Source organism: Micromonospora sonchi, assembly GCF_014646235.1.
GTDB lineage: Bacteria > Actinomycetota > Actinomycetes > Mycobacteriales > Micromonosporaceae > Micromonospora > Micromonospora sonchi.
On record NZ_BMNB01000019.1, the window covers coordinates 24,698 to 47,325 of the forward strand.

The 22,628-nt window shown below is 70.9% G+C and carries 23 protein-coding genes and 1 pseudogene; 10 read left to right on the forward strand and 14 right to left on the reverse strand.

The window, feature by feature from the left end; translation table 11 throughout:
• Positions 1-48: 48 nt before the first annotated feature.
• Both IEY61_RS19930 and IEY61_RS19935 read right to left on the reverse strand, forming a co-directional pair.
• Complete coding sequence (locus IEY61_RS19930) at positions 49-1,581, reverse strand: acyl-CoA carboxylase subunit beta (RefSeq protein WP_189046564.1); 1,533 nt, start codon at positions 1,579-1,581, stop codon at positions 49-51.
• Positions 1,582-1,829: 248 nt separating this feature from the next.
• On the reverse strand, positions 1,830-2,738 hold the full coding sequence (locus IEY61_RS19935) for a hydroxymethylglutaryl-CoA lyase (protein WP_189046665.1): 909 nt from the start codon (positions 2,736-2,738) through the stop codon (positions 1,830-1,832).
• 855 nt (positions 2,739-3,593) lie between these two features.
• On the opposite strand from IEY61_RS19935, the gene IEY61_RS19940 reads away from it, so the two are divergent.
• Positions 3,594-4,415 carry a hypothetical protein gene (locus IEY61_RS19940; protein WP_189046566.1) on the forward strand — a complete coding sequence of 274 codons (822 nt, stop codon included), beginning with the start codon at positions 3,594-3,596 and terminating at the stop codon, positions 4,413-4,415.
• Between the two features lie 88 nt (positions 4,416-4,503).
• On the opposite strand, the gene IEY61_RS19945 is transcribed toward IEY61_RS19940, so the two are convergent.
• From IEY61_RS19945 to IEY61_RS19955, 3 genes are all read right to left on the reverse strand, one after another.
• Entirely contained in the window at positions 4,504-5,871 is a 1,368-nt protein-coding gene (locus IEY61_RS19945; RefSeq protein WP_189046568.1) for an acetyl-CoA carboxylase biotin carboxylase subunit, read from the reverse strand.
• Positions 5,872-5,995: 124 nt separating this feature from the next.
• Entirely contained in the window at positions 5,996-6,622 is a 627-nt protein-coding gene (locus IEY61_RS19950) for a TetR/AcrR family transcriptional regulator (RefSeq protein ID WP_189046570.1), read from the reverse strand.
• 43 nt (positions 6,623-6,665) lie between these two features.
• Positions 6,666-7,904, reverse strand: coding sequence for an FAD-dependent oxidoreductase (locus IEY61_RS19955; RefSeq protein ID WP_189046572.1), 1,239 nt, complete (start codon positions 7,902-7,904; stop codon positions 6,666-6,668).
• Between the two features lie 107 nt (positions 7,905-8,011).
• Here IEY61_RS19955 and IEY61_RS19960 point away from each other — a divergent pair, with 107 nt between their 5' ends.
• A complete protein-coding gene (locus IEY61_RS19960; protein ID WP_189046574.1) occupies positions 8,012-8,641 on the forward strand; it encodes a TetR/AcrR family transcriptional regulator in 630 nt (209 codons plus the stop codon).
• Positions 8,642-8,677: 36 nt separating this feature from the next.
• On the opposite strand, the gene IEY61_RS19965 is transcribed toward IEY61_RS19960, so the two are convergent.
• Complete coding sequence (locus IEY61_RS19965) at positions 8,678-9,568, reverse strand: sulfurtransferase (protein ID WP_189046576.1); 891 nt, start codon at positions 9,566-9,568, stop codon at positions 8,678-8,680.
• A gap of 81 nt (positions 9,569-9,649) precedes the next feature.
• On the opposite strand from IEY61_RS19965, the gene IEY61_RS19970 reads away from it, so the two are divergent.
• On the forward strand, positions 9,650-10,894 hold the full coding sequence (locus IEY61_RS19970) for a COG1361 family protein (protein WP_189046578.1): 1,245 nt from the start codon (positions 9,650-9,652) through the stop codon (positions 10,892-10,894).
• A gap of 164 nt (positions 10,895-11,058) precedes the next feature.
• Here IEY61_RS19970 and IEY61_RS19975 read toward each other — a convergent pair whose 3' ends face one another.
• Positions 11,059-11,838 carry an SGNH/GDSL hydrolase family protein gene (locus tag IEY61_RS19975; RefSeq protein WP_189046580.1) on the reverse strand — a complete coding sequence of 260 codons (780 nt, stop codon included), beginning with the start codon at positions 11,836-11,838 and terminating at the stop codon, positions 11,059-11,061.
• Positions 11,839-11,995: 157 nt separating this feature from the next.
• On the opposite strand from IEY61_RS19975, the gene IEY61_RS19980 reads away from it, so the two are divergent.
• Positions 11,996-12,664 (forward strand): formylglycine-generating enzyme family protein, encoded by a 669-nt coding sequence (locus tag IEY61_RS19980; RefSeq protein WP_229706125.1) that lies wholly within the window; start codon positions 11,996-11,998, stop codon positions 12,662-12,664.
• Between the two features lie 522 nt (positions 12,665-13,186).
• Here the strand turns inward: IEY61_RS19980 and IEY61_RS19990 are convergent.
• Both IEY61_RS19990 and IEY61_RS19995 read right to left on the reverse strand, forming a co-directional pair.
• Positions 13,187-13,954 (reverse strand): HAD family hydrolase, encoded by a 768-nt coding sequence (locus IEY61_RS19990; RefSeq protein ID WP_189046581.1) that lies wholly within the window; start codon positions 13,952-13,954, stop codon positions 13,187-13,189.
• Positions 13,955-14,012: 58 nt separating this feature from the next.
• Complete coding sequence (locus IEY61_RS19995) at positions 14,013-14,465, reverse strand: hypothetical protein (protein ID WP_189046582.1); 453 nt, start codon at positions 14,463-14,465, stop codon at positions 14,013-14,015.
• A gap of 130 nt (positions 14,466-14,595) precedes the next feature.
• Here IEY61_RS19995 and IEY61_RS20000 point away from each other — a divergent pair, with 130 nt between their 5' ends.
• The 6 genes from IEY61_RS20000 (at position 14,596) to IEY61_RS20025 (ending at position 20,013) form a co-directional block, all read left to right on the forward strand.
• Positions 14,596-15,849: a sensor histidine kinase gene (locus IEY61_RS20000; protein ID WP_189046583.1), complete on the forward strand. Its 1,254-nt coding sequence runs from the start codon at positions 14,596-14,598 to the stop codon at positions 15,847-15,849.
• Positions 15,846-16,508, forward strand: a complete 663-nt coding sequence (locus IEY61_RS20005; protein WP_189046584.1) for a response regulator — start codon at positions 15,846-15,848, stop codon at positions 16,506-16,508. Before IEY61_RS20000 ends, IEY61_RS20005 begins: the two co-directional genes overlap by 4 nt.
• A gap of 103 nt (positions 16,509-16,611) precedes the next feature.
• The gene (locus IEY61_RS20010; RefSeq protein ID WP_189046585.1) at positions 16,612-18,366 is read left to right on the forward strand and encodes a proline--tRNA ligase; all 1,755 of its coding nucleotides are present in this window, start codon (positions 16,612-16,614) and stop codon (positions 18,364-18,366) included.
• Positions 18,367-18,421: 55 nt separating this feature from the next.
• Complete coding sequence (locus tag IEY61_RS20015) at positions 18,422-18,847, forward strand: CBS domain-containing protein (protein ID WP_189046586.1); 426 nt, start codon at positions 18,422-18,424, stop codon at positions 18,845-18,847.
• A gap of 25 nt (positions 18,848-18,872) precedes the next feature.
• Positions 18,873-19,301, forward strand: a complete 429-nt coding sequence (locus IEY61_RS20020; RefSeq protein WP_189046587.1) for a SufE family protein — start codon at positions 18,873-18,875, stop codon at positions 19,299-19,301.
• Positions 19,302-19,377: 76 nt separating this feature from the next.
• A complete protein-coding gene (locus IEY61_RS20025; protein WP_189046588.1) occupies positions 19,378-20,013 on the forward strand; it encodes a DsbA family oxidoreductase in 636 nt (211 codons plus the stop codon).
• Between the two features lie 7 nt (positions 20,014-20,020).
• Here IEY61_RS20025 and IEY61_RS20030 read toward each other — a convergent pair whose 3' ends face one another.
• The 5 genes and pseudogenes from IEY61_RS20030 to IEY61_RS20045 all read right to left on the reverse strand — a co-directional run bounded on the left by IEY61_RS20030 (position 20,021) and on the right by IEY61_RS20045 (position 22,610).
• On the reverse strand, positions 20,021-20,569 hold the full coding sequence (locus IEY61_RS20030) for a YbaK/EbsC family protein (RefSeq protein ID WP_189046669.1): 549 nt from the start codon (positions 20,567-20,569) through the stop codon (positions 20,021-20,023).
• An 87-nt stretch (positions 20,570-20,656) separates the two neighbouring features.
• Positions 20,657-20,851: a hypothetical protein gene (locus IEY61_RS20035; RefSeq protein WP_189046589.1), complete on the reverse strand. Its 195-nt coding sequence runs from the start codon at positions 20,849-20,851 to the stop codon at positions 20,657-20,659.
• A 37-nt stretch (positions 20,852-20,888) separates the two neighbouring features.
• The gene (locus IEY61_RS31305) at positions 20,889-21,617 is read right to left on the reverse strand and encodes an MFS transporter (RefSeq protein WP_229706132.1); all 729 of its coding nucleotides are present in this window, start codon (positions 21,615-21,617) and stop codon (positions 20,889-20,891) included.
• Positions 21,618-21,780: 163 nt separating this feature from the next.
• Positions 21,781-22,293, reverse strand: a pseudogene (locus IEY61_RS31310) (MFS transporter); the annotation flags it as partial.
• Between the two features lie 56 nt (positions 22,294-22,349).
• On the reverse strand, positions 22,350-22,610 hold the full coding sequence (locus IEY61_RS20045) for a hypothetical protein (RefSeq protein WP_189046590.1): 261 nt from the start codon (positions 22,608-22,610) through the stop codon (positions 22,350-22,352).
• Between the last annotated feature and the right edge of the window lie 18 nt (positions 22,611-22,628).

Here is a 22,628-nt window from a genome sequence, read left to right on the forward strand (position 1 = left end):
CCGCTGGGCGCTCGTGACGCCAGGGCGGGTCGTGCTGGGTCGGCCCGCTCAGACGGGGGTGACCCCGTGCCGACGGCGGGAGAAGTGGCGTTCCTTGCCACCGGCGGCGGCGAACCGGCGGACCAGCTCGGCACGCAGCTCGTGCGGCTCGACGATCGCGTCGATCACCAGTTCGCTGGCCAGCCGGACGATGTCGATGTCCCGCTCGTACTCTTCGCGCTTCGCGGTGACGAAGGCGGCCCGTTCGGCCTCGTCCCCGATCGCGGCGATCTTGTTGGCGTACACCGCGTTGACCGCCGCCTCCGCGCCCATCACCGCGATCTTCGCGGTGGGCAGGGCGATCGTGGCGTCCGGCTCGAATCCCGGACCGGCCATGGCGTAGAGGCCGGCGCCGTACGCCTTGCGGACCACCACGCAGATCTTGGGTACGGTCGCCTCGGAGATCGCGGTGATCATCTTGGCGCCGTGCCGGATGATGCCCTGCTTCTCCACCGCGCTGCCGACCATGAACCCGGGCACGTCGGACAGGAACAGCAGCGGCACGTTGAACGCGTCGCAGAGCTGCACGAACCGGGTCGCCTTGTCGGCCGAGTCGACGAAGAGCACCCCGCCCTTGAACATCGAGTTGTTGCCGACCACGCCGACGACCTCGCCGTTCAGTCGGCCGAAGCCGATGGTCAACTCCTTGGCCCAGAGCGCCTGGATCTCGAAGAAGGAACCCTCGTCGAGCAGGCCCTTGACGTACCGCCGCATGTCGAACGCCTGGCGCTCGCTCGCCGGCACCAACGCCGCCAGGTCCGTCCTGGCGGGCGCGTCGACAGCGTCGGCCGTCGGCGGGCGCTGGGTCCAGTTCGCCGGCAGGTACGACAGGTAGCGCTTCACCACGTCGAGCGCCTCGGCCTCGGACTTGCAGAGGAAGTGCCCGACGCCCGACTCGGCGCAGTGCACCTTCGCCCCGCCCATCGCCTCCAGGGTGGTCTTCTCGCCGGTGACCATCTCGACCATGCGGTCGGAGCCGAGGTACATGCTGGCGTTGCCGTCGACCATCGCCACCACGTCGCAGAACGCCGGGATGTACGCGCCACCGGCCGCGCTCGGCCCGAACAACGCGCAGACCTGCGGGATCGAGCCCGAGGCGCGCACCTGGTTCCAGAAGATCTTCCCGGCGCCGCGCCGCCCGGGGAAGAGCTCCACCTGGTCGGTGATCCGGGCGCCGGCCGAGTCGACCAGGTAGACCATCGGCACACCGGTGTCGTACGCCCGCTCGATGATCCGGATGATCTTCTCGACGGTACGCGCGCCCCAACTGCCGGCCTTGACGGTCGAGTCGTTGGCCATCAGGCAGACCGGACGGCCGTCGATGGTGGCGGTGCCGGTGACCACCCCGTCGGCGGGCAGCCCTTCGGCGAGCACGTTCGCGTAGACCCCGTCCTCGACGAACGACCCCTCGTCGACCAGCAGCGCAACCCGCTCCCGGGCGAACAGCTTCCCCTTGGCCTCGTTCGCCGCGTGGTACTTCTCCGCGCCGCCCGCCCGAACCCGCTCACGCAGTTGCTCCAGCGCCTCACCGTCGAGCTTCACGCCGCCCCCTCGCCGCCATCCCGCCACCGGCACTCCGCCACTCCGGCCCGAATCGCCAGCCTGAACGATCGTTAGGTTACCCCACCCCAGCCACGCCTCACCACGTCCCACACCCTCGCGATCTTGCAGTTTTCGTCGCCGCTTATCGGGGCAAAAGCCGCGTATGGCCGACACAAACTGCATGATCGACGCGGGGGTTGCGAGCCCCGGCGCGGGGGTTGGGGGCAGGGGGAGAGAGGGGCGCGGGGTCAGGGGAGGGGGGTGAGGCGGGTGCGGGGGCCGGCGCGGAGGACTCCGGAGGGGAGGGGGCGGGCGGTGAGCTCCTCGGCCAACGCGGCGACCTCGAGCAGGGCGTCCAGGTCGATGCCGGTGTCGATGCCCATGTCGTGCAGCATGTGCACGGCCTCCTCGGTCGCCAGGTTGCCGCTGGCTCCCGGCGCGTACGGGCAGCCGCCGAGGCCACCGACGCTGGCGTCGAACTCGGTCACGCCCAACTCCAGCGCGGTCAGCAGGTTGGCCAGCGCGGTGCCCCGGGTGTTGTGGAAGTGCAGCAGCACCGGGATGTGCGCGTTGCGGTCGCGTACCGCTGTCAGCAGGTCACGGACCCTTCGGGGCGTACCCATGCCGGTGGTGTCGCCGAACGCGACGCGATCGGCGCCGTCCCGGACCACGCGGTCCACGATGGCCGCGACCCGGGCCGGATCGGTGTCCCCCTCATAGGGGCAGCCGAAGCTGGTCGCGATGATCACCTCGGCCTGCGCGCCGGCGCCGTGCAGCAGGTCGATCAGTTCGGCGATGTCGTCCAGCGATTCGCCGGTGGAGCGGTTGACGTTGCGCCGGTTGTGCGTGTCGCTGGCCGAAACGACCACCTCGATCTCGGTGAACCCGGCGGCGAGCGCACGCTGGGCCCCACGGGTGTTCGGCACCAGCGCCGAGTAGCGGATGCCGTCGACCTTCGTCGCCCGCTGCCACACCTCGTCGGCGTCGGCCATCTGCGGGATCGCCTTCGGGTGCACGAACGACACCGCCTCGATCCGTCGTACGCCGGTGCGGGAGAGCGCGTCGAGCAGCCGCACCTTGGCTTCGGTGGGAATCGGCTCCTCGTTCTGCAATCCGTCACGCGGTCCGACCTCCCGGATCGACACGAACGCCGGCAGTTCAGTCATGGGTCACCTCGGTGTGACGTCATTTCGACCAGTTGATCCGTACGGTAACGCGTCGCACGGCCGGGTAGCTGAAGTCGCTAGCTCAGGATCCAGTCCGAGGGACGGACCGGGTGTGCGTCTAGCTCGTCTGGAGGTGGCCCTTCCAGCCGGGCTGCAATCCCCCTACCGGGGGACATCAGCAGCCGTATGGTCGATTCGGGATTTTCCTCATGGAGCGAGCATCGCGCGGCTGACTAGTTTGAGTTCGGCACGGTTTCGAAGCCGACCTGACGGTCAGCTCCGAAACCGCCTCCGGGGAATCTAACGCTGCGTCGGTCCTTCCAAGAGCTCCGCAGCGCACCGGAGTGTGGTCGAGAGGGCGCCGGCGCAGGTAGCGGCGTCCTCCCGACCCACGACCAGGGCCAGCAGGAGCAAGACATCCATCCAGCAGGCCCCCTTCCTGAGCAGGCCGACCGCCGGCCAGTCGTCCTCCATACGTCGCTTCATGTTCTCCTTTCACAGCCTCCAGGGCGTGCGGCGCGGCTGGCGCACGGGGCTGACCGCGCCCCGTTGACCGTCGTCAGCACACGATGACCTCGCTGATCACGCACCTGGAACAACGACTGACCACCGGGCGCGTACGCCCGTACTGGCCGGGTACCGAAGCCGCTACCCGGCCAAAGTGGACTGATCCGGGCCGTTGCTAGGAATCCCGGCCGGACAAGGGCTTTCGTCTCGACTCGGGCCCTCCAGCCCGGCCAATGACCCGGCCAGAAACCGGGCGACCGCCGCGGAAGTTGATGGTCGGGGTTGACCGGAGAGGGCAAAATACGAGGTCCGTGTCATGTAGCTCTTGGAAGGACCGACATGACCACCGACAACGCCGAGCCGCTGCCTGCCCAAGGGAGAACGCCAAGACACCGGCTCACCCCGTCCGATCAGCTCGCCGCCGCGTACCTGCGCCGCTACAAGGACCCAGCCGTCGCCGAGTACGCGCTGGCGGTACGTGACCTCGTGGAACGCCACATTGGCCCAGTCGACACCTGGAGCAGGCTCGCGGAGCGGCTCTGCCAGGGCGGGAAACGCGAAAAGAGGATCTGGCGTAAAAAGCTGTCCCGGCACTTCACCGCCGAGTGCAAGGGCCCGCCGTGGCAGACCGTGGACCGCATCGTGAAGTGCATTGTCCCGTCGCCGGGCCGCCCCGCCCTACTGGCCGAGTTCGGCCGGTTGCACAATGCGGCACGCGGCGAACCGCCGCCCCACGAACACGCCAGCGCACAGGCCCGCGAAGTGGGCGAGAGCAGCGCCCACACCCAGCCGGACCAGCGGCGGGATCCGACCGACCTGGAGCGCGAGAACGCCGATCTCCGGCGCAGGTTGGCCACTAGCAAAGCTGAGATCCACCGGCTGCAGGGCCAGTTGCGCGGCACCGGCACCACGATGCCCACCGGCGAGCCTGAATCGACGTCGCCCCCGCACAACGAGCTGGCCACGATCTTGCCGCGCGGTGCGTCCCGCAACCAGGGGCCCTTCTCCACCGAGCACGGTGACGTCGGCGGCAACGATCCGGAGCATCGGCAGCGCTTACGGGTCGACATGACCATGTTCCGATCTCAGCACGCCCCGGCCATCGAACTAGCCGGTACGCGGGAGCACACGTGGGGACGCGAGGCGCGGCTACCGAGGTGAATCGGGGCCGCCCGGTCCAGCCGACATCGACGCGGACGCGGACGCACCACTGCCGGATTGCGCCGGACGCTGGCGGCCCCGGTGCCGGTCAGCGCATCCGGGAAACGATCGCGGTGTCGTAGTCGCCGGAGGTGAACTCCCCGTTCTCCAGCAGTTCGGCGAAGAAGGGCAGGTTCTGCTTTGGGCCAGTGATCTCGAAGGCGGCTACGGTCGCCCTCGCCCGCTCGATCGCCTCAGTCCGGCTGGCACCGTGCACGATGAGCTTGGCCATCAGGCTGTCGTAGAACGGCGTGACCGTGTTTCCCGCAACGTAACCGGAGTCGACGCGCACCCCCTCGCCGGTGGGCTCCACCCAGGTCCTGATCGCACCCGGGCCGGGCAGGAACCGCTTCGGGTCCTCCGCGTTGATCCGCAGCTCGATGGCGTGTCCGCGCGGGGTCAGCGCATCCGGGTCGAAAGTCGGCGCCAGGCCGGCAGCCACCCGCAACTGCTGCTCGACCAGGTCCAGGCCATAAACCAGCTCGGTCACCGGGTGCTCCACCTGGAGCCGGGTGTTCATCTCCAGGAAGAAAAATTCGTCGACGCCGGAACCGTCACCCTTGAAGTCCCGCTGGCGCGGGACCAACAGGCACTCCACCGTGCCGGCGTTGCGGTAGTGCACCGCCTCGCCCGCGCGTACCGCCGCCGCGAGCAGGCGCGAGCGGAGCTCCGGCGACACCGCCGGGGAAGGCGACTCCTCCACCAGCTTCTGGTTGCGGCGCTGCACCGAGCACTCCCGCTCGCCGAGCGCCACCACCCGGCCGTCGGCCAGCCCGAGGATTTGCACCTCGACGTGGCGCACCCTGGGGAAGTACCGCTCGATCAGCACCGAGCCGTCACCGAACATCCGCTCGGCGAACGACCGCACCTTGTCGTACTCGGTGCGCAACGCGGCCTCGTCGGCGGCCACGCCCATGCCCATGCCGCCCCCACCCGCGGCGGCCTTCACCATCACCGGGTAGCCGATCTCGTTGGCCGCAGCGGCCGCCGCCGCCAGATCCGCCGCCGGTTCGGTGGTGCCGGGCGCCACCGGCACCCCGGCCGCCGCCATCAGGTTCCGCGCATTGATCTTGTCGCCCATCGCGCTGATCGCGTCCGCTCCCGGTCCGACCCAGATCAGACCGCTGGCCTCAACGGTACGGGCGAAGTCGGCGTTCTCCGACAGGAAGCCGTAGCCGGGGTGGATCGCCTGCGCGCCGGTCGACCTGGCGGCGGCGAGGATCGCCTCGGTGTTGCGGTAGCTCTGCGCCGGGTTGGCCGGGCCGACGCAGACGGCCTCGTCGGCCTCGACCACGAACGGCAGGTCGGCGTCGGCCTCCGAGTGCACCGCGATCGCGCGTACCCCGAGCCGCTTCGCGGTCCGAATGATCCGCCGGGCGATCTCGCCCCGGTTGGCGACCAGCAGCGATTCGATCATGGCTCCTCCGAGCGTTCCATCTTGTGGGACGCGAGCTAGGAAACCACGCCCCCTCCGGTGTAAGGAAGGGCCCCCTATTAACGCCTGCGGTAGAGGAGGGGCCCCCTATTAACACGACGAGGGGTCAGGCCGGGTCGGTGGGGGCCAGGAGCGCGGCTAGGGTGGCGCTGCGCAGCAGCTCGGCGCGGCGCCGGCGGTCGACCTCACCACCGAGGAAGGGAGTGGAGTTCATCAGGCCGAATGCGGCGTGCGCCAACACGCGCGCCTCGCCGTCGGGCAGCCCGGTATGCAGCGCGGTCAGCACGGCGACCCATTCCTCGACGTAGAGCCGCTGAAGGCGGCGAATGCGCCGTCGGGGCTCCTCCGGCATCCGGTCCAGCTCGTGCAGGTGAAGTGCGATGACGGCGGGATTGGCCAGCGCGAAGTCGACATGAAAGTCGATCAAGGACTCCAGGGCGGGACGCGGGTCGCCCGGGTGGGCGGCGGCCCGCTGTCGCCCACCGTCGAGCAGCCCTTCACTCACCGGCACCAGCGCGGCGACCAGCATCGCCTCCTTGCCGGCAAAGTGGTGGTAGAGCGCCGGGCCGGTCACGCCGGCAGCCGCACCGATGTCGTCCATCGACACGCCGTGATAGCCACGGGAGGCGAAGAGCCCCACCGCGATCTCCAGGATCTCGTCCTTGCGGGACCGGCGCCGCCTAGCCCCCGTGGCCCCGCCGTTCGTTACCCGGGCCTGCTGCTCCACCGTCACCGGGCAAGCGTAGACCCAGGGTGCTGACGGTGGGCAGTCTCGGTTACCAGTCAGTCCGCCTACCGGGAACGCCGCCGGGCGCAGGACCACCCGGCACGACGCCGTCGGGCGCAGGACCCCGGGCGGCATCGTCGGTGGTCCGCTGTTCCAGGCCGGACAGGCGCAGGGCGATCCGGCGTCGGGCCGGCGGCAGCACCCCGACCAGGCGCAGCAGCACGTCCCGGGCCGGGCGGAGGGAGGGCGGTGCGGTGGCCAGCCGGGTGAGCCGGTCGGCGAAGCCGGCCACCTCGTGGGCGAGCGGGCGCCGGCGGGCAGCGTACTCGTCCAGCAACTGGTCGGGACCGCCGGCCAGCACGTCGGCGAGGGTCTCACCGAGGTCGACCGCGTCACAGATGCCGAGGTTCATCCCCTGCCCGCCGGCCGGGCTGTGCACGTGACCGGAGTCACCGGCCAGCAGCACCGGCCCGATGCGGAAGGCCTCGGCGATCCGCCGGTGCAGCCGGAAGCGCGACGACCAGAGCACCTCGCGCACCCGGTCGGGCCGACGTACCGGACCGCGCTCGTCGAGCAGCCGTTGCAGGTGACCAGCGTCCGGCTCGGGCGGCGCCTCGGCGACGGTGGCGACCAGTCGTACCCGGCCGTCGGGCAGCGGCGCCCAGACCAACGGGCCACCGCGGGCGAGGAAGATGGACGCGCCGTCGCGGGGGAGAGCGCTGTCGACGCGTACGTCGGCCAGCACGAAGGACTCCGCCGAGTCCGCCGGGCCGGTGAAGGGGATGCCGGCCAACTCACGCACCGTGCTGTGGATGCCGTCGGTGCCGACCACCCAGCGGGCGCGCACGGTCGCACCGTCCAACCGGGCCACCGCGCCACCGCCGTCGTGCTGCAGGCCGGTGAGTCGGTACGGGCGCAGCACCCGGACGCCCGCGTCGGCCAGCCGCTCGGTCAGCACCGCCTCGGTCACCGACTGGGAGACCATCAGCGCATACGGATGGCGGCTGGGTAGCTGGTCGAACGGCACGGTGAGCAGCAGCCGGTCCCGGTCCCGGACGCTGAAGCGCGTCGACCGCAGCCCTCGGGCCACCAGCGGCGCGCCCGCACCGAGCCGGTCCAGCACCTCCAGGGTGTACGCGTGCACTACCGCCGCCCGCGAGGTGACCGCCGGCTCTTCGCGCTGGTCGACCAGGGTGACCTCGACTCCCCGACGGGCCAGGGTGAGTGCGGCGGTCAGCCCGGTCGGACCGGCTCCGATGATCAGCACGTCCGTTCGCTCGGGCAGCATTACGACCTCCCGTGGAGCAGTTGCCAACAAGTGTTTGCCAACGCTTGTTGGCAACGCTAGGCGCCCCCGGGAGCAGAAGTCAACAAGCGTTGGCATATCGTCGCCGCATGACGGAAGGCGTACTCCCGGAAGCGGGCGGGTCGGACGCGGAGTCGGCGGCCGGGGTCCATCGCCCGCGTCGCTCGGACGTGACCCGCGCGGCGATCCTGCGGGCCGCTCGCGAGAGGTTCGCGGCGGACGGCTACGACCGGGCGACGATCCGCGCCATCGCCGCCGACGCGCGGATCGACCCGTCCATGGTGATCCGCTACTACGGGAGCAAGGAGGAGCTGTTCGCCACGGCGGCGGAGTTCGACCTGCGGCTGCCGGACCTGAGCGACGTGCCACCCGACCGTCTCGGCGCGGCACTGGTCAGCTACTTCTTCACCCGGTGGGAGGAGGACAGCACGCTGCCGGCACTGCTGCGTACGGCGAGCACCAACCCGAGCGCGGCCGAACGCGTACGCGAAATCTTCGCCACCCAGCTCAGCGCCGCCGTGGCCCGCATGGTCGCCGACCCGGCGGAAGCCCCCCGCCGGGCCGCCCTGGTCGCCAGCCAACTGCTCGGCGTGGCCCTGACCCGCTACGTCCTGCGCCTACCGCCCATGGTCGACATCTCCCCCGCCGACCTGATCACCTGGCTCTCCCCCACCATCCAGCGCTACCTCCGCGCCGCTCCCGGCCCGGATCGACGATGAAGTCGGCGGGCTCGAACAGCCCGCCGACTTCGTCGGTCACCTCGGGTCGGGACCCTTGACGACGGGGGCCCGGACCAGGTTGCCCCACTCGGTCCAGGAGCCGTCGTAGTTGCGCACCTTCGGGTAGCCGAGCAGGTGGCGCAGCACGAACCAGGTGTGGCTGGAGCGTTCGCCGATCCGGCAGTACGCGATCACGTCGTCGTCCGGGCTCAGCCCGAGCTGGTCCGCGTAGATGGCGCGCAGTTCCTCGGCTGACTTGAACGTGCCGTCATCGTTGGCGGCGGACTTCCACGGCTTGCTCACCGCGCCCGGGATGTGCCCGCCGCGCAGCGCGCCCTCCTGCGGGTAGTCCGGCATGTGCAGCATCTCGCCGGTGTACTCACCCGGCGAACGCACGTCCACCAGTGGCCGGCCGGCGTCGATGTGCGCCGCCACCTCCTCGCGGAACGCCCGCACCGGCGAGTCGTCACGCTGCGGCACCGGGTACTCCGCCCGCGGCCGGTTCGGCTTGTCCCGGGTCAGCTCCCGCCCCTCGGCGATCCACTTCTGCCGGCCGCCGTCGAGCAGCCGCACGTCGGGATGACCGAAAAGGGTGAAGACCCAGAGGGCGTACGCGGCCCACCAGTTGAAGTTGTCGCCGTAGAAGACGACGGTGTCGTCGCGACCGATGCCCTTGGCGGCACACATCTCGGCGAACCGTTCGGGGTCCAGATAGTCGCGGGTCACCTGGTCGTTCAGCTCGAGATGCCAGTCGACCTTGATGGCGCCGGGGATGTGGCCGGTGTCATAGAGCAACACGTCCTCATCTGACTCGACGACGACCAGGCCCTCGTCGTTCAGATGCTCGGCCAGCCAGTCGGTGGTGACCAGCCGCTGCGGATCGGCGTAGGACTGAAGTCGGGGATCGGGATCACTCGGCACAGACATGATGCCAAGGTACCCAGTCGAGAGCTGCCCGGGTGGTGCCCTCCGGATGAGCGGGACAACGCTGCGAACGCATTGCCAATAGTGTCTTCAACCACACTGCCCGTTCACCTGAAAGGTTCTGCTGTGGCTGTTGGTCGTCGCTGGCTGTCGCGAACAGTCGCCACCGCGCTGCTCCTCCTTGCCGGGATGGCTATTCCCGCCAGTCCCGCCGCCGCGGTGGATACGGATCCGAAGTTCAAATTTGATCTTACTGGTACGACGGTGTCGTTGGGGGTCAAGAAGAAGAGGATTTACCTTGCAATCACCAATCTGACCGACGAAACCCCGGTCGCGCTGCAGTTCCACGTCTGGCCCACCGAGTTGGCCTGGGAGAAGGCCACAGTCGAGTGGCCGGAGGAAGGTGGCATCGGCGAGTGCGACGGTGAGCCCGATCGTTTCTACTGCCACATCTCTTCGGGCATGTTCCCCGAGTTGCTGCCGACGCCGGGCGGGACAGTGAAAATTCCCCTTGATATTCACGTTCGTGAGAAGCACGAACCGTACGAGGGCAGGTTCGAAGTCCAGGTGGACACGGCCTGGGACGACGATGAGCCCGGGAAGTGGATCGAGGAAAGGAAGTGGCTCACGCTCAACGTGGTCGACGACCCCGAAGCCGACCTGTCGGTAATGGCGCCGGACGTGAAGCAGTCGGTGCGCATCGGCGCGGACGGCAGGCTCGAGGCGACCGGTCCGTTGAACCCGGGTGAGACCGGCGCGGTGCGGTACCGGATCGTCAACCAGGGCCGCAAGGCGGTCAGCGGAGTCAAGGTCACGCTACGCCTGCCCGACGGCGTCAGCTTCACCCAGCCACCGAAGGAATGCGTCATCGACAACGTCGGACGCTCGGCGGTCTGCACCTACGACACGCTCGCGCTCGTACCGGTCGATCAGGACACCAACCCGAAGGACGGCATCCACTCCGCCGTCGAGCTGCACAACCTGGTGACGGTGCCGGCCACCACCAAGGCGCCCATCACCTTGCAGGGCGGAGTTGTACAGGTCGAGGGATTGACCGAGCAAGTCGATGCCCAGTCCGTCCTGAAGCGCACCGAGCTGCCGGCAAACGCCGTCGCCGTACCGGCCGCCGACGTGGACGCCAGCGACAACCAGGACGGATTCGCCATCGTGGTCGCCGCACCCCGCAGTGACGACGACGGCGGCGGGGGCGGTCTGCCGGTCACCGGGCCGCCGGCCGGGCTGATCACTGGCGCTGGTCTCGCCATGCTGGCGGGTGGCGGCATCATGCTGCTCCTCGCCCGACGCCGGAACCGACTGCCGCACGCATAGCGGCGAGGACCGTACCGTCACGGGTCGACGGTCCATCGGAGCCACCTCGCCACCCCTTGACTTCGCCGACTTCTACCAGCGAGTCCGCACCGCCGTACGCCAGGACGCGTTGATCATGAAGTTGTTGCCCGGACACGCCGGACGGGGTGACAACAACTTCATGGTCAACGGGGTTGGTGTGGGGGCAAGGAGGTCAGGGTGGGGCGTTTGGGGAGGACGGTGTCGCCGGAGGAGCGGCCGGTGAGGCGGCGCTTGATCCAGGGGGCCAGGTGCTGGCCGGCCCAACGCAGGTCCGCGGTGCGGGCGGCCAGCCACGGGGTCGGCTCCGGGTGCGGCGGGACCAGCAGCCACTCCTCGTCGCAGCCGACGCCGAGGGCGGTGAGCACCTGGCCGGCGACCCGGCGGTGCCCGGCCGATGAGAGGTGCAGCCGATCGGTGCTCCACAGCATCGGGTTGAGGTACGTGTCGTCGGCGTACAGGTCGACCAGGATCGCGCCGTGCCGTTCCGCGGTCTCGCCCACCGCCCGGTTGAGCAAGGCGACCCGAGGCGCGATCAGCCGCTGCCCGGGCAGCCGCGCCATCACGTCGGCGAACCGGAACAACACCACGTCGGCACCGCCACCGCGCAACTCGGCGACCACCTCATCGAAGCGGCTGACCAGCGTGTTCGGATCGAAGCTACGACGCAGCACGTCGTTGCCACCCGCCGCGAAGCTGATCAGATCAGGCTTCATCGCCAGCGCGGCCGGCACCTGCTCGGCCACCACGTTCGGGAAGGTACGACCCCGGACGGCCAGATTGGCGTACCGGAATTCCGGGCCCGCCTCGGCGGCCAGTCGGGTGGCGACCAGATCCGCCCAGCCCCGGAAGCTGCCGTCCGGATACGCGTCGTCCAACCCTTCGGTGAAGCTGTCCCCGACCGCGACGAAACTACCCCAGCGCACCGCTACTCCTTCGGAGTAAGGAAGGGCCCCTTGTTAACGCCTGCGGTAGAGGAAGGGCCCCCTTTTAACACCGGAAAGTGTGGCACCGGGCACGCTCGCCGGGCTGCCCCGCAGAGCGGAACGTGGCAAAGGTCATCCGCTGGGTAGGATCGCCCGGATGGGCAGCCGAACAGCAATCACGATGGTCTCCGTGGCCGCCGGTCAGGTCGTACTGTCGGATCGGCGTACGCAGCGCCGGTGGCCGGTCGAGCTGACGCCGTACGAGATCGCCACGCTTCCCGTCACCCAGGCGGAATACGCGCGGGTCACCGGCGAGCGGCCGAGCGCGTTCACCGGAGCGAAGCTGCCGGTCGAGAGCGTCTCCTGGTGGGACGCGGTCCGGTTCTGCAACGCCTTGTCCGAACGGGAAGGACGAGAGCCCGCGTACCGGCTCGACGACGAGGACGTCCAGTGGGACCGCACGGCCGACGGGTACCGGCTGCCGACCGAGGCGGAGTGGGAGTACGCGTGCCGCGCCGGCACGACCGGCCCCCGCTACGGACCGCTGGACGAGATCGCCTGGTACCGCGACAATTCCGGCGAACGCCCGCACGACGTGGGCGGTAGGCAACCCAACGCCTGGGGCCTGCACGACATGCTGGGCAACGTGTGGAACTGGTGCTGGGACGTCTACGACGCGGAGGTCTACGGCACCTACCGGGTGCTACGTGGCGGCGGCTGGTTCGACGAGCACTGGAGCTGCCGCGCCTCGGTACGTCGCCGCAGCCACCCCACGTTCGCCGTCGATGACGTGGGCTTCCGCGTGGCGCGTTCCGACCCGCGCTGACCGCAGCTCCCGCTGACTCGATTTACCGAGTCGACCGCGACCTGCCGCAGCTCCGCCGCCCTCAGCTGCCAGCAGGACTCCAGCAACGGGAGGGGCCGCCCCGGCACGGGGGAAGAGCGGGGCGGCCCCGACGCAGGTCCCACCCCGTCCCCGGTGGATGAGAGCAGGACCGCTGCGTGACAGCATGCTCACTCTGCGACTAGGTTCGGAAGGCGTAGACCTCGCCCGTGGTGCCGGCAGCGCCCGCCCGGGAAGCCGATCCGAGCAGCTCACACACTGTGGAGGCACTGTGGAACACGAGCCGACCGCCGAGTTGATCCGAACACAGCTGCGCCGGCTGCGACTGGCCGCCGGCATGACTCAGGATGATTTCGGCAAGCAGGTGGGACGCTCACCTTCACCCAGCCCGCCTGGCGCAGCTTCATCGACCGCGCCAAGCGCCACTGACCCGACCAGCCCAGGTCAGCACGCGAGCGGCACTGATCGCCGGCAGGTCAGCCGGGGCGCGAGCGTCAGCACGGGTCAGCCCGTCCGGTTCGCGGCCCAGCTCCGCTGCAGCAGGGTGAGCAGTCCGTGCCCGTCCTCGACCCGGGCGTCCGGTGTCACGTCGGGGTGCTCCGGTTCGCGGTCGGTGCGCGGCGAGCGCATGAGCACGGCCGCGCCGGTGCCGGCCCGCCGGGCGCAGGCGATGTCGCGGTGCAGACTGTCGCCGACGAACCAGCACTGGCCGATCGGTACGCCGATCGCCTCGGCGGCCAACTCCGCGAACCTCGGGTTGGGCTTACGCAGCCCCGTCTCGTCGCTGTAGAACTCGGCAACGAAGAGCCCGGACAGCCCGGCGCCGGCGAGGAAGTCCCGGTGGGCGGCGCCGCAAAGGCTGTTGCTGACCACCGTCATCGGCACTCCCGCCTCGGCAACGGCCCGTAGCGCCTCGGGGATACCCGGCCGCACCTGCCACTCGTCGCGCCAGGTCCAGGCGTACGCCAGCGAGGTGGCCTCGCGCTCGACGGCGGTCCGCGCCTGCTCCGGCCAGCCGTGGGTGACGAATTCGGCCCACACCCGGTTGTGCGGCAGCTCGACCGGCTCGGCCGAGGCGCTCATCTCGTCCCGCCACAGCGAGTACGCCCGCGCCCCCTCGACCAGGTCGGCCGCGATCCGTTCCTCGGGAACCTCGCCACCGACCACCTCGCCCAGCCGCCGCACCAGTTCCGGCGCTGCCGCCCCACCAGCCGGCGCGTCGCCCAGTACGCCCCCAAAATCCAACAACAAACCACCAGGTGCCCGCATCATCCCCCCATCCTCACGTAGCCCTGCTGAGTCAGGGATCCACCCGGGGCCCTTCCGGCGCTCAGGTGCGGACGCGGGAGAGGCCCCAGGCGACCACTCCCGCCACCACGCCGACGATGACGCCGGTGAAGAGGCTGCTGATCGCGGCGAAGACCCGGATGATGATCGTCTGCGCGCCGGGAGCGAGGTCGCTGAGGTTGCCGCCGAGCGTCGGTGGCTCGTCGAAGGCGAACCCCCAGAGCAGCTGGTGGGTCAACGTCAGCAGGACGCCGTAGAGCAGGCCGACGACGAGCAGGGTGAGGAACGGGTTGGGCACCCGCTTCGCCAGCACCACCAAGACCCACACGACCGGCGGTAGAACCACCAGCAGCAGGTTGACGAAGGTGCGTCCGTGCACCAGACCCAGGTCGTGCAGCACCACCCGGGGCAGGCCGAGCAGCGCCAGCCCGAACAGGGCGAGCAGCGGCAGGCCGAGGGCCGGCCGGCGGGACGTGGGTGCGTTCGCAGCAGTCATGACGGCAACGCTAGGAAAGGCCGGTCGCCGCGCCATCCGCCTGCGGACCCGATCGCGGTACGTCGGTGAGCGACGTGGCTGTCGCCTTCCGACGACTCCGGCGGGTCCGGCCTCGCCGTACGCTGAGCCCGTGGCCGGTCAGTCGAGCGAGCGGACAGTACGCGGGATTCGTCCCTGGGTCACTGACGTGCTCCTCGGTGCCGGTGTGGCCGCCACCGTCTCGATCGTCATCACCGCCAACGAGGGCGGCCGACACGGACCCGACCAGGTGGCGTACCTGTGGGCGATCGGCCTCGGCGCGCTGATGCTGGCCCGTCGCCGCTACCCGGTGGTGGTGCTCGCCGTCAGCGTGCTGGGCCTGTTCGCCTACTACGCCGCCGGGTACCCGGCGGTCGGCCTGGCGGTGCCGGTCGCCGCCGCCCTCTTCTCCGCCGCCGAACACGGCCGGCTCGCCGCGTCGGTCGGCGCCGCCGTGGTGGTGGTCGTGGTCTCGGTGTTCTTCCGGCTCGCCGAGGGACAGGATTTCTCCTTCGTCGTCGGCTACGAGCTGGCCGGGCACGTCCTGCTGATGGGGGCGGCGATCGCGCTCGGGGACAGTGTGCGGTCCCGCCGGGCCGTGCAGGCGGACGCGCGGCGGATCGCCGAGCTGACCGAGGCGCGTTACCGGCAGGAGGCGGACGCCCGCGTCCAGGACGAGCGGATGGCCATCGCCAGGGACCTGCACGACTCGCTCGGCCACACGACCTCGGTGATCGCGCTGCACGCCGATGTCGCCCGGGAGACGCTGGGCCGCGACGACGCCGCCGCCCGGTCGGCGCTGGACCTGATCCGGTCCGCAGCCGGCCGCAGCATGGACGACCTGCGCCGGACGGTCACGCTCCTGCGGTCACCCGGTGACCGGCCCCGGACGGTCGTCTCGATGGCCAACCTCGACGCGGTCACCCGGGCCGCCGACGCCGCCGGGTTCGATGTCGACGTGCGGGTACGCCTCGACCCACCACTGCCGGCGCCGGTGGAGGCCGCCGCGTTCCGGATCGTCCAGGAGGCGGTCACCAACGTGGTGCGCCACTCGGCGGGCAGCCGGGTCGAGATCCGGGTACGCCAGGACGAGCGGCAGTTGACCCTGTCCGTCACCGACACCGGCGCCGATCGGTCGGCCGACGACGGCGACGCCACCACGACACCGGCCGACCCCGACCGGGCCGCCGGCCAGCTCGACGCCGGCCGGGCGGACACCGCCGGGGATCCGGCGGCCGACCGCCCCGGGCACGGCATCGCCGGCATGCGGGAACGGGCCGAGAGCCTGGGCGGCACGCTCATCGCCGAGCACCGCAACGGCGGTTTCGTCGTACGGGCCGCACTGCCGCTGGCGGGGTCGGCGTGACCAGCGTGCTGGTGGTCGACGACCAGGATCTCGTCCGGACCGGCATCCGCACGCTGCTGGAGGCCGACCCGCAGATCAGCGTGGTCGGGGAGGCCGCCGACGGGCGTTCCGGGCTCCGCCTGGCCCGCCAGTGCCGGCCGGACGTCGTGCTGATGGACATCCGGATGCCCGTCATGGACGGCCTGGCCGCTACCGCGGCGATCCGCGCCGACGACACCCTGGCGGCAACCCGGGTGCTGATCCTCACCACCTTCGACGACGACGAGGACATCATTGAGGCGGTCGGCCTCGGCGCCGCCGGCTACCTGTTGAAGGACACGCCCTCGGACGACCTGCGGCGAGCGGTGCACACCGCCGCGGCCGGCGGGAACCTGCTCTCCCCCACCGTCACCCGCCGGGTCATGGAGCAGCTCGCCGCCGCGCCGAGGCAGCCCCCGCCCGACCCCCGGCTGTCCGTGCTCACCGACCGGGAGCGCGCCGTACTGTCCCGGGTGGGGCTGGGCGAGACGAACGACGAGATCGGCTGCGCGTTGTTCATCAGCCCGGCGACCGCGCGCACCTACGTCAGTCGGCTCCTGGCCAAGCTGGATGCGCGGGACCGGACCGCGCTGGCGGTCATCGCCCACCGCGCCGGCCTGAGCGACCCCGACAGCAGCTGAGCCGAAACCCGGTGCGGCCGGCCACTCCCGGTCGGCACCGTTACCGGCCACGCACCGGGCAAATGGGATCGCCGCCGGCCGCCTCCGGCCGTACGCTGCGGCAATGCTGCTGCGGATGTCGACCACGCTGATTCGGACCCTGCGCGAGGATCCGGCCGACGCGGAAGTGCCGAGCCACCGGCTGCTGCTGCGCGCCGGCTACATCCGCCGGGCCGCACCGGGCGGCTACACCTGGCTGCCGCTGGGCAAGCTGGTGCTGGACCGGATCACCGAGATCGTCCGGGCCGAACTGCTCGCGATCGGCGACCAGGAGGTGCATTTCCCGGCGCTGCTGCCGGCGGAGCCGTACCGCACCAGCGGGCGGTGGACGGAGTACGGCGACGACATCTTCACCCTGGCCGACCGGCGCGGCGCCGAGCACCTGCTCGCCCCCACCCACGAGGAGTTGGCCACGCTGCTGGTCAAGGACCTGCTCACCTCGTACCGGGACTTCCCGGTGACGCTGTTCCAGATTCAGACCAAGTTCCGCGACGAGGCCCGACCCCGCGCCGGCCTGTTGCGTGGGCGTGAGTTCCTGATGAAGGACGCGTACTCCTTCGACCTGGACGAGGCGGGCCTGCGGGCGGCGTACGGCCGGCACCGCGAGGCGTACGAGAAGATCTTCGACCGGTTGGGCCTGGACTACACGGTGGTGCACGCGACGTCGGGCGCGATGGGCGGTTCCGCGTCGGAGGAGTTCCTGGCGGGCACGCCGGTCGGCGAGGACACCTACGTCGGCTGCACCGACTGCGACTACGCGGCGAACACGGAGGCCGTCACCACGCCCGCACCACCGGCCGGCGATCCGCAGGCGCAACCGGCGACCGAGGTGCACGACACCCCGGAGACCCCGACCATCGCCAGCCTCGTCGGTTTGGCCAACGAGCGCCGGCTCGCCGGCCGGGCCGACTGGACCGCCGCCGACACGCTGAAGAACGTCGTGCTGACCGTGCGGCGGCCGGGCGCCGAGGCGGCCGAGTTGCTGGTCGTCGGGGTGCCCGGCGACCGTGAGGTGGACCTGAGGCGGCTGGCCGCCGCCCTTGCCCCGGCCACCGCGGGCGTCTTCGACGGCTGGGCCGAGCATCCCGAGCTGGTACGTGGCTACCTCGGCCCGCAGGTGTTCGACAAGCTCGGCATCCGGTACGTTGTCGACCCGCGCGTCGTGCCGGGGACGGCCTGGCTGACCGGCGCGAACGAGCCGGGCCGACACGCCACCAACGTGGTGTGCGGCCGGGACTTCACCCCCGACGGCACGGTGGAGGCCGCCGAGGTGCGCCCCGACGACCCCTGCCCGGGGTGCGCCACGGGCCGGCTGACCATGCGGCGGGGCATCGAGATCGGGCACATTTTCCAGCTCGGCCGCCGCTACACCGACGCCTTCGCCGTTGACGTCCTCGGCCCGCAGGGCAAGCCGGTCCGGCCCACGATGGGCTGCTACGGCATCGGGGTGTCCCGCGCCGTGGCGGCCATCGCCGAACAGCACCACGACGAGCGGGGACTGGTCTGGCCGGCGGCGGTCGCGCCCTGCGACGTACACCTGGTGGCGGCCGGCAAGGGCCCGCAGCTGGCGGCGGCGCTCGACCTCGGTGAGCGGCTGGCCGCCGGTGGCCTGCGGGTGCTGGTCGACGACCGGGCCGGAGTCTCCGCCGGGGTCAAGTTCACCGACGCCGAACTGATCGGCATCCCGCGCACCGTCGTGGTCGGACGCCGCCTCGCCGAGGGATACGTCGAGCTGCGTGACCGGGCGACCGGCGAGCGGGCCGACCTTCCCGTGGAAAAGCTGGCGGAACGCCTCTCGGGCGAGGTACGCAGGGTGTAGCCGTCAGGTGACGGGGTACGGCATCCCGATCGGCTAACTGTGTCTGGAGGCTCTCATGACCGACTACCGGGTCGCTGACGTGATGACCAGGCAGGTGATCTATCTGCCCGCGGAGACCACCCTGGACGAGGCTGCCCGGGTGATGAAGGAGGCCGACATCGGCGACGTCGTGGTCACCGACGGCGCCAACCTGGCCGGCGTGCTCACCGACCGCGACATCGTGGTCCGCGCGGTCGCCGAGAACGCCGACGCGGCAAGCATCACCATCGGCTCGATCACCACCCGGGAGGTTGTGATGATCGAGCAGTTCTGCACGGCCGGGGAGGCCGCCTCGCTGATGCGCGAGCGTGGCATCCGACGGGTCCTCGTCTGCGACAACGAGCGCAAGCTGGTCGGCATCGTGTCCCTCGGCGACCTGGCGATGCAGCTCGACCCGACCTCGGTCCTCAGCGAGATCAGCGAACAGTCGCCCACGGTGTGAGCGGCGACGTCGGTAGCCTGGCGGGATGCCCGAGATGCCGAGCAAGCTGGCCGAGATCGTCGACGAGTTCGCCGCCGCGCCCCGCGACGTGGTGCTGGAGATGCTGCTGGAGTACTCCGACGCCGTCCCGCCGCTACCTGCGCAATACGCAGGCCACGAAGGCATGGAGCAGGTGCCGGAGTGCCAGACCCCGTTCTTCCTGCGCGCCGAGGTGACGACCGAGGGCACCGTGCACACGGTGTTCGACTGCCCGCCGGAGTCGCCCACCACCCGGGCGTTCGCCGGCATTCTCGCCGAAGGGCTGGCCGGCGCCACCCCGGAGCAGGTGCTCGCCGTACCGGACGACCTGTACCAGCGGATGGGCCTGGCGCAGGCGATCAGCCCGCTGCGGGTACGCGGCGGCACGGCCATCCTCGCCCGGCTCAAGCGACAGCTCCGCGAACGAACCAACTGACCGCCGTCGGCGGAAGGGGACAGCGCCCACCCCCTCGACGGGAACAGATCGGCTGACCAGCGGGTTGTTACCGGTCATGGAGATCGACATCTACTCCGACGTGGTCTGCCCGTGGTGCTGGATCGGCCGACGTCGCCTGGACCAGGCCCTGGCCTCGTACGACGGCAAGGTCACCGTGCGGCATCGGCCCTTCCAGCTCGACCCGTCGCCGGTGACCGCGCCGGTGCCGCTGCTCGACGCGCTGGCCGCCAAGTTCGGCGGGCCGGAGCGGGCCCGGCAGATGACCGCCCAGGTCACCGAGGTCGGCGCCAGCGTGGGTCTGGACCTCGACTTCGAGCGCGCGATCGCCGCCAACACCTTCGACGCCCATCGACTGATCAACTGGGCGACCGAGCGCGGCCACGGCGGTGAAGCGGTCGAGGCCCTGCACCGCGCCCACTTCACCGACGGCGTCGACATCGGCTCGCGGGACGCGCTCGCGGAGGTCGCCGCCGCCATCGGCCTGGACGGCGCCGAGGCCCGTCGGTTCCTCGACTCCGCCGAAGGGTCGGAGGAGTTGACCGCCGAACTGGCCGCCGCCCGGCAACTTGGGGTGACGAGCGTGCCCACCTTCGTGCTCGCCGAGAAGTACGTGGTGACCGGCGCCCAGGAACCGGACACCCTGCTCGCCGCCCTCACCGAGGTCGACAAGCGGGAGTCCTCCGCCAGCTGACCGAAGGTCAGATCGGCCGGGCCAGATCCTCCACCACCCGGGCACCGGGCAGCTCGGCGAGCGCCGCCCCGGGCAACGCGATCTTGCTGTGCCGTACGCCGGACCCCACGATGACGTACGACGTGGCCACCACCCGCGCATCGACCAGGATCGGCCACTCCGGTGGCAGGCCGATCGGGGTGATGCCGCCGTACTCCATCCCGGTCAGCTCGACCGCGTCGGCCATCGGCGCGAAGCTCGCCTTGCGTACGTCCAGCGCCCGCCGGGCCACCCCGTTGACGTCGGCCCGGGTGTTGGCGAGCACCAGGCAGGCCGCGTACCGGATCGCTCCTTCGCGTTTGCCGGCGACCACCACACAGTTGGCCGACTCGGCCAACCCCACGCCGTACGCCTCGCAGAAGGCGGCGGTGTCGGCGAGGTCGGCGTCGATCGGCGCCACCAGCACCGAGTCGACGTCCACCCCGGCGTCGGCGGGCCACTGGGCCAGCGCCGCGGTGACCGGCGGGGCCAGCAGGTCGCCTCGGGTGCGAGCGGGCTCGGTCTTCAACGTTCCCATCACGGATGTGATCGTCGCATCCGTCGCCCCGCGTGGTCAGCGGTACCCGCCTCCGACCAGAACCGGGGGCACCGGATGCTGGGAGGATCAGCCGTTGGTGAGGTAGTTGTGGTCCCGAAGCATCGCCTGGTCCCGAGCCATGGCCATCTCCTCGGCACGCTGGGCCTGGACCCGCCGGACCTCGATGTCCTCTAGGGCATGCCGAACAGCGAGCCGGATCACCCCGTAGAGGAAGACGAACCCGCAGACGTACAGGATGCTGGTGGCGATGAAGGTGAGCATGGGCCGACGGTAGGCCGAACATGAACGAGAGCGGGCGTCATCTTGCGGTCGTTCGCCCGTACGTGTCCTGCGGCACCACCCGCCCGGCGAGCAGCGCACCGACCAGCGCCAGCCCGGCCGCCACCACGAGGGTTCCGGCGTAACTGCCCGGTCCCGGCGCCGCGCCGGCGGCGAGCAGCGCACCGGTCAGCGCCAGCATGGTCGCCGCCGCGAGCGAGTCGGACAGCTGCAACGACGAACTGTTGCGGCCCTGCTCGCCGGGGGCGGACAACTCCAGGGTGAGCACCGACAGCGACGGGTAGAGCAGCCCCATGCCGAGACCGGCCGCCGCCCAGCCGAGCACGCCCACCCAGACCGGCACCGCCGGCACCACAGTGGCAGCTACCACGGCCGTGCCGGCCGTGATGCAGGCCAGTCCGGCCCTCGGCAGCGTGGCCCGGGATCGGGGCGCGCGGATGCGTCCCTGCCACCACGAGCCGAGCGACCAGGCGAGCGCGCCGGTGGTCAGCACCAGCCCGGCCGCCGTGGGCGAGAACCCGCGTTCCCGGGACAGCATCAACGGGATCACCACCTCGGCGGCGACGAAGGCCCCCGAAGCCAGACCACGCAGCCCGACCACGGTGGGCAGGCCCCGCCCGGCACGCAGGAACCCGCCGGGCAGCAGCCGTGGGGCGCAGACCAGCAACCCGACCAGGGCCGCCCCGACCAGAGCCGTGGCGACAGCGCCGCGCTGCTGACCCCCGATGTGCAACAGTGCCGCGCTCACCCCCGCCCCGCAGGCCCAGCCGATGCGCCCCAACGTGTGAGCCCCGGTGGTCCGACGCACCCGCGCGCCGGCCCGGGCCGACCGACCGCAGGCCCGGATGGATCAGCAACACCGCCGGCACCGCCACCGCCGGCACCGCCAGAAACACCCACCGCCAGCCGAAATGCTCCACCACCAGCCCGGCCACCACCGGCCCGACCAGCGACGGTACGACCCACGCGGCGGCGAACGCGGCAAAGATCCGACGGTGCAGGTGCTCCGGATACGCCTGCGCGACGATGACGTAGAGCGCGACCGACAGCAGGCCGGAGCCGAAGCCCTGCACGATCCGACCGACCACCAGCATGCCCATCGCGGTCGCCCCGCCGGCCAGCAACAACCCGGCGACGAATCCGGCGAGACCGGACCACATCGGGGCGCGCGGTCCCCGGGAATCGCACCAGGCGCCGGAGAGGACCATCGCCACCACAGCAGCGGCGAACGGGCCGCCGAAAGCGATCCCGTACAGGGCCAGCCCGTCCAGGGCACGGGCGACGGTGGGCATCGCGGTACCCACCGCCAACGCCTCGAACGCCAGCAACGAGACCAGCGCCACGCTGCCCACCGTCATCGCCCGTAGCCGAGGAACGAGAAGCGAACCCGCCGCGACCGGCGGCGCTTCAAGGGTGGCGGTCATGCCGCATAGCCTCGGACCTCAACCCCCCTTCAGGTCAAGGGTGACCCCGCTTACCCTCAGGCGGACTCGAGCGCTCCACCGATCCCTCTCGCCACTTGCGACAGGTGCTGGTCCGCCAGCAGATGCCCGGCGGTGATCACCAGCGCCAGTGGCCACTCGATCACCTGAAGCGCGGTGAGCACCCCGATGCCCGCGTAGTAGGCGAGCTTGTCCGGCGGCGGCACCGCCACCTCGCCGAGCCACGGGATGTCCACTCGCCGGGTGAACGCCCGCAACGTCTCGTGCGTCCCGCTGAGCTGTCGCGTCAGCGCACTCATGTCGGCCTCCCTGGCGTC

Coding starts and splice junctions, on each gene's coding strand:
- IEY61_RS19940 (WP_189046566.1), top strand. CDS start 3,594: ATGACCACCGACAACGCCGAGCCGCTGCCTGCCCAAGGGAGAACGCCA.
- IEY61_RS19945 (WP_189046568.1), bottom strand. CDS start 5,871: ATGATCGAATCGCTGCTGGTCGCCAACCGGGGCGAGATCGCCCGGCGG.
- IEY61_RS19955 (WP_189046572.1), bottom strand. CDS start 7,904: ATGCTGCCCGAGCGAACGGACGTGCTGATCATCGGAGCCGGTCCGACC.
- IEY61_RS19960 (WP_189046574.1), top strand. CDS start 8,012: ATGACGGAAGGCGTACTCCCGGAAGCGGGCGGGTCGGACGCGGAGTCG.
- IEY61_RS19965 (WP_189046576.1), bottom strand. CDS start 9,568: ATGTCTGTGCCGAGTGATCCCGATCCCCGACTTCAGTCCTACGCCGAT.
- IEY61_RS19980 (WP_229706125.1), top strand. CDS start 11,996: ATGGGCAGCCGAACAGCAATCACGATGGTCTCCGTGGCCGCCGGTCAG.
- IEY61_RS19990 (WP_189046581.1), bottom strand. CDS start 13,954: ATGATGCGGGCACCTGGTGGTTTGTTGTTGGATTTTGGGGGCGTACTG.
- IEY61_RS19995 (WP_189046582.1), bottom strand. CDS start 14,465: ATGACTGCTGCGAACGCACCCACGTCCCGCCGGCCGGCCCTCGGCCTG.
- IEY61_RS20010 (WP_189046585.1), top strand. CDS start 16,612: ATGCTGCTGCGGATGTCGACCACGCTGATTCGGACCCTGCGCGAGGAT.
- IEY61_RS20015 (WP_189046586.1), top strand. CDS start 18,422: ATGACCGACTACCGGGTCGCTGACGTGATGACCAGGCAGGTGATCTAT.
- IEY61_RS20020 (WP_189046587.1), top strand. CDS start 18,873: ATGCCCGAGATGCCGAGCAAGCTGGCCGAGATCGTCGACGAGTTCGCC.
- IEY61_RS20025 (WP_189046588.1), top strand. CDS start 19,378: ATGGAGATCGACATCTACTCCGACGTGGTCTGCCCGTGGTGCTGGATC.
- IEY61_RS20030 (WP_189046669.1), bottom strand. CDS start 20,569: ATGGGAACGTTGAAGACCGAGCCCGCTCGCACCCGAGGCGACCTGCTG.
- IEY61_RS20035 (WP_189046589.1), bottom strand. CDS start 20,851: ATGCTCACCTTCATCGCCACCAGCATCCTGTACGTCTGCGGGTTCGTC.
- IEY61_RS20045 (WP_189046590.1), bottom strand. CDS start 22,610: ATGAGTGCGCTGACGCGACAGCTCAGCGGGACGCACGAGACGTTGCGG.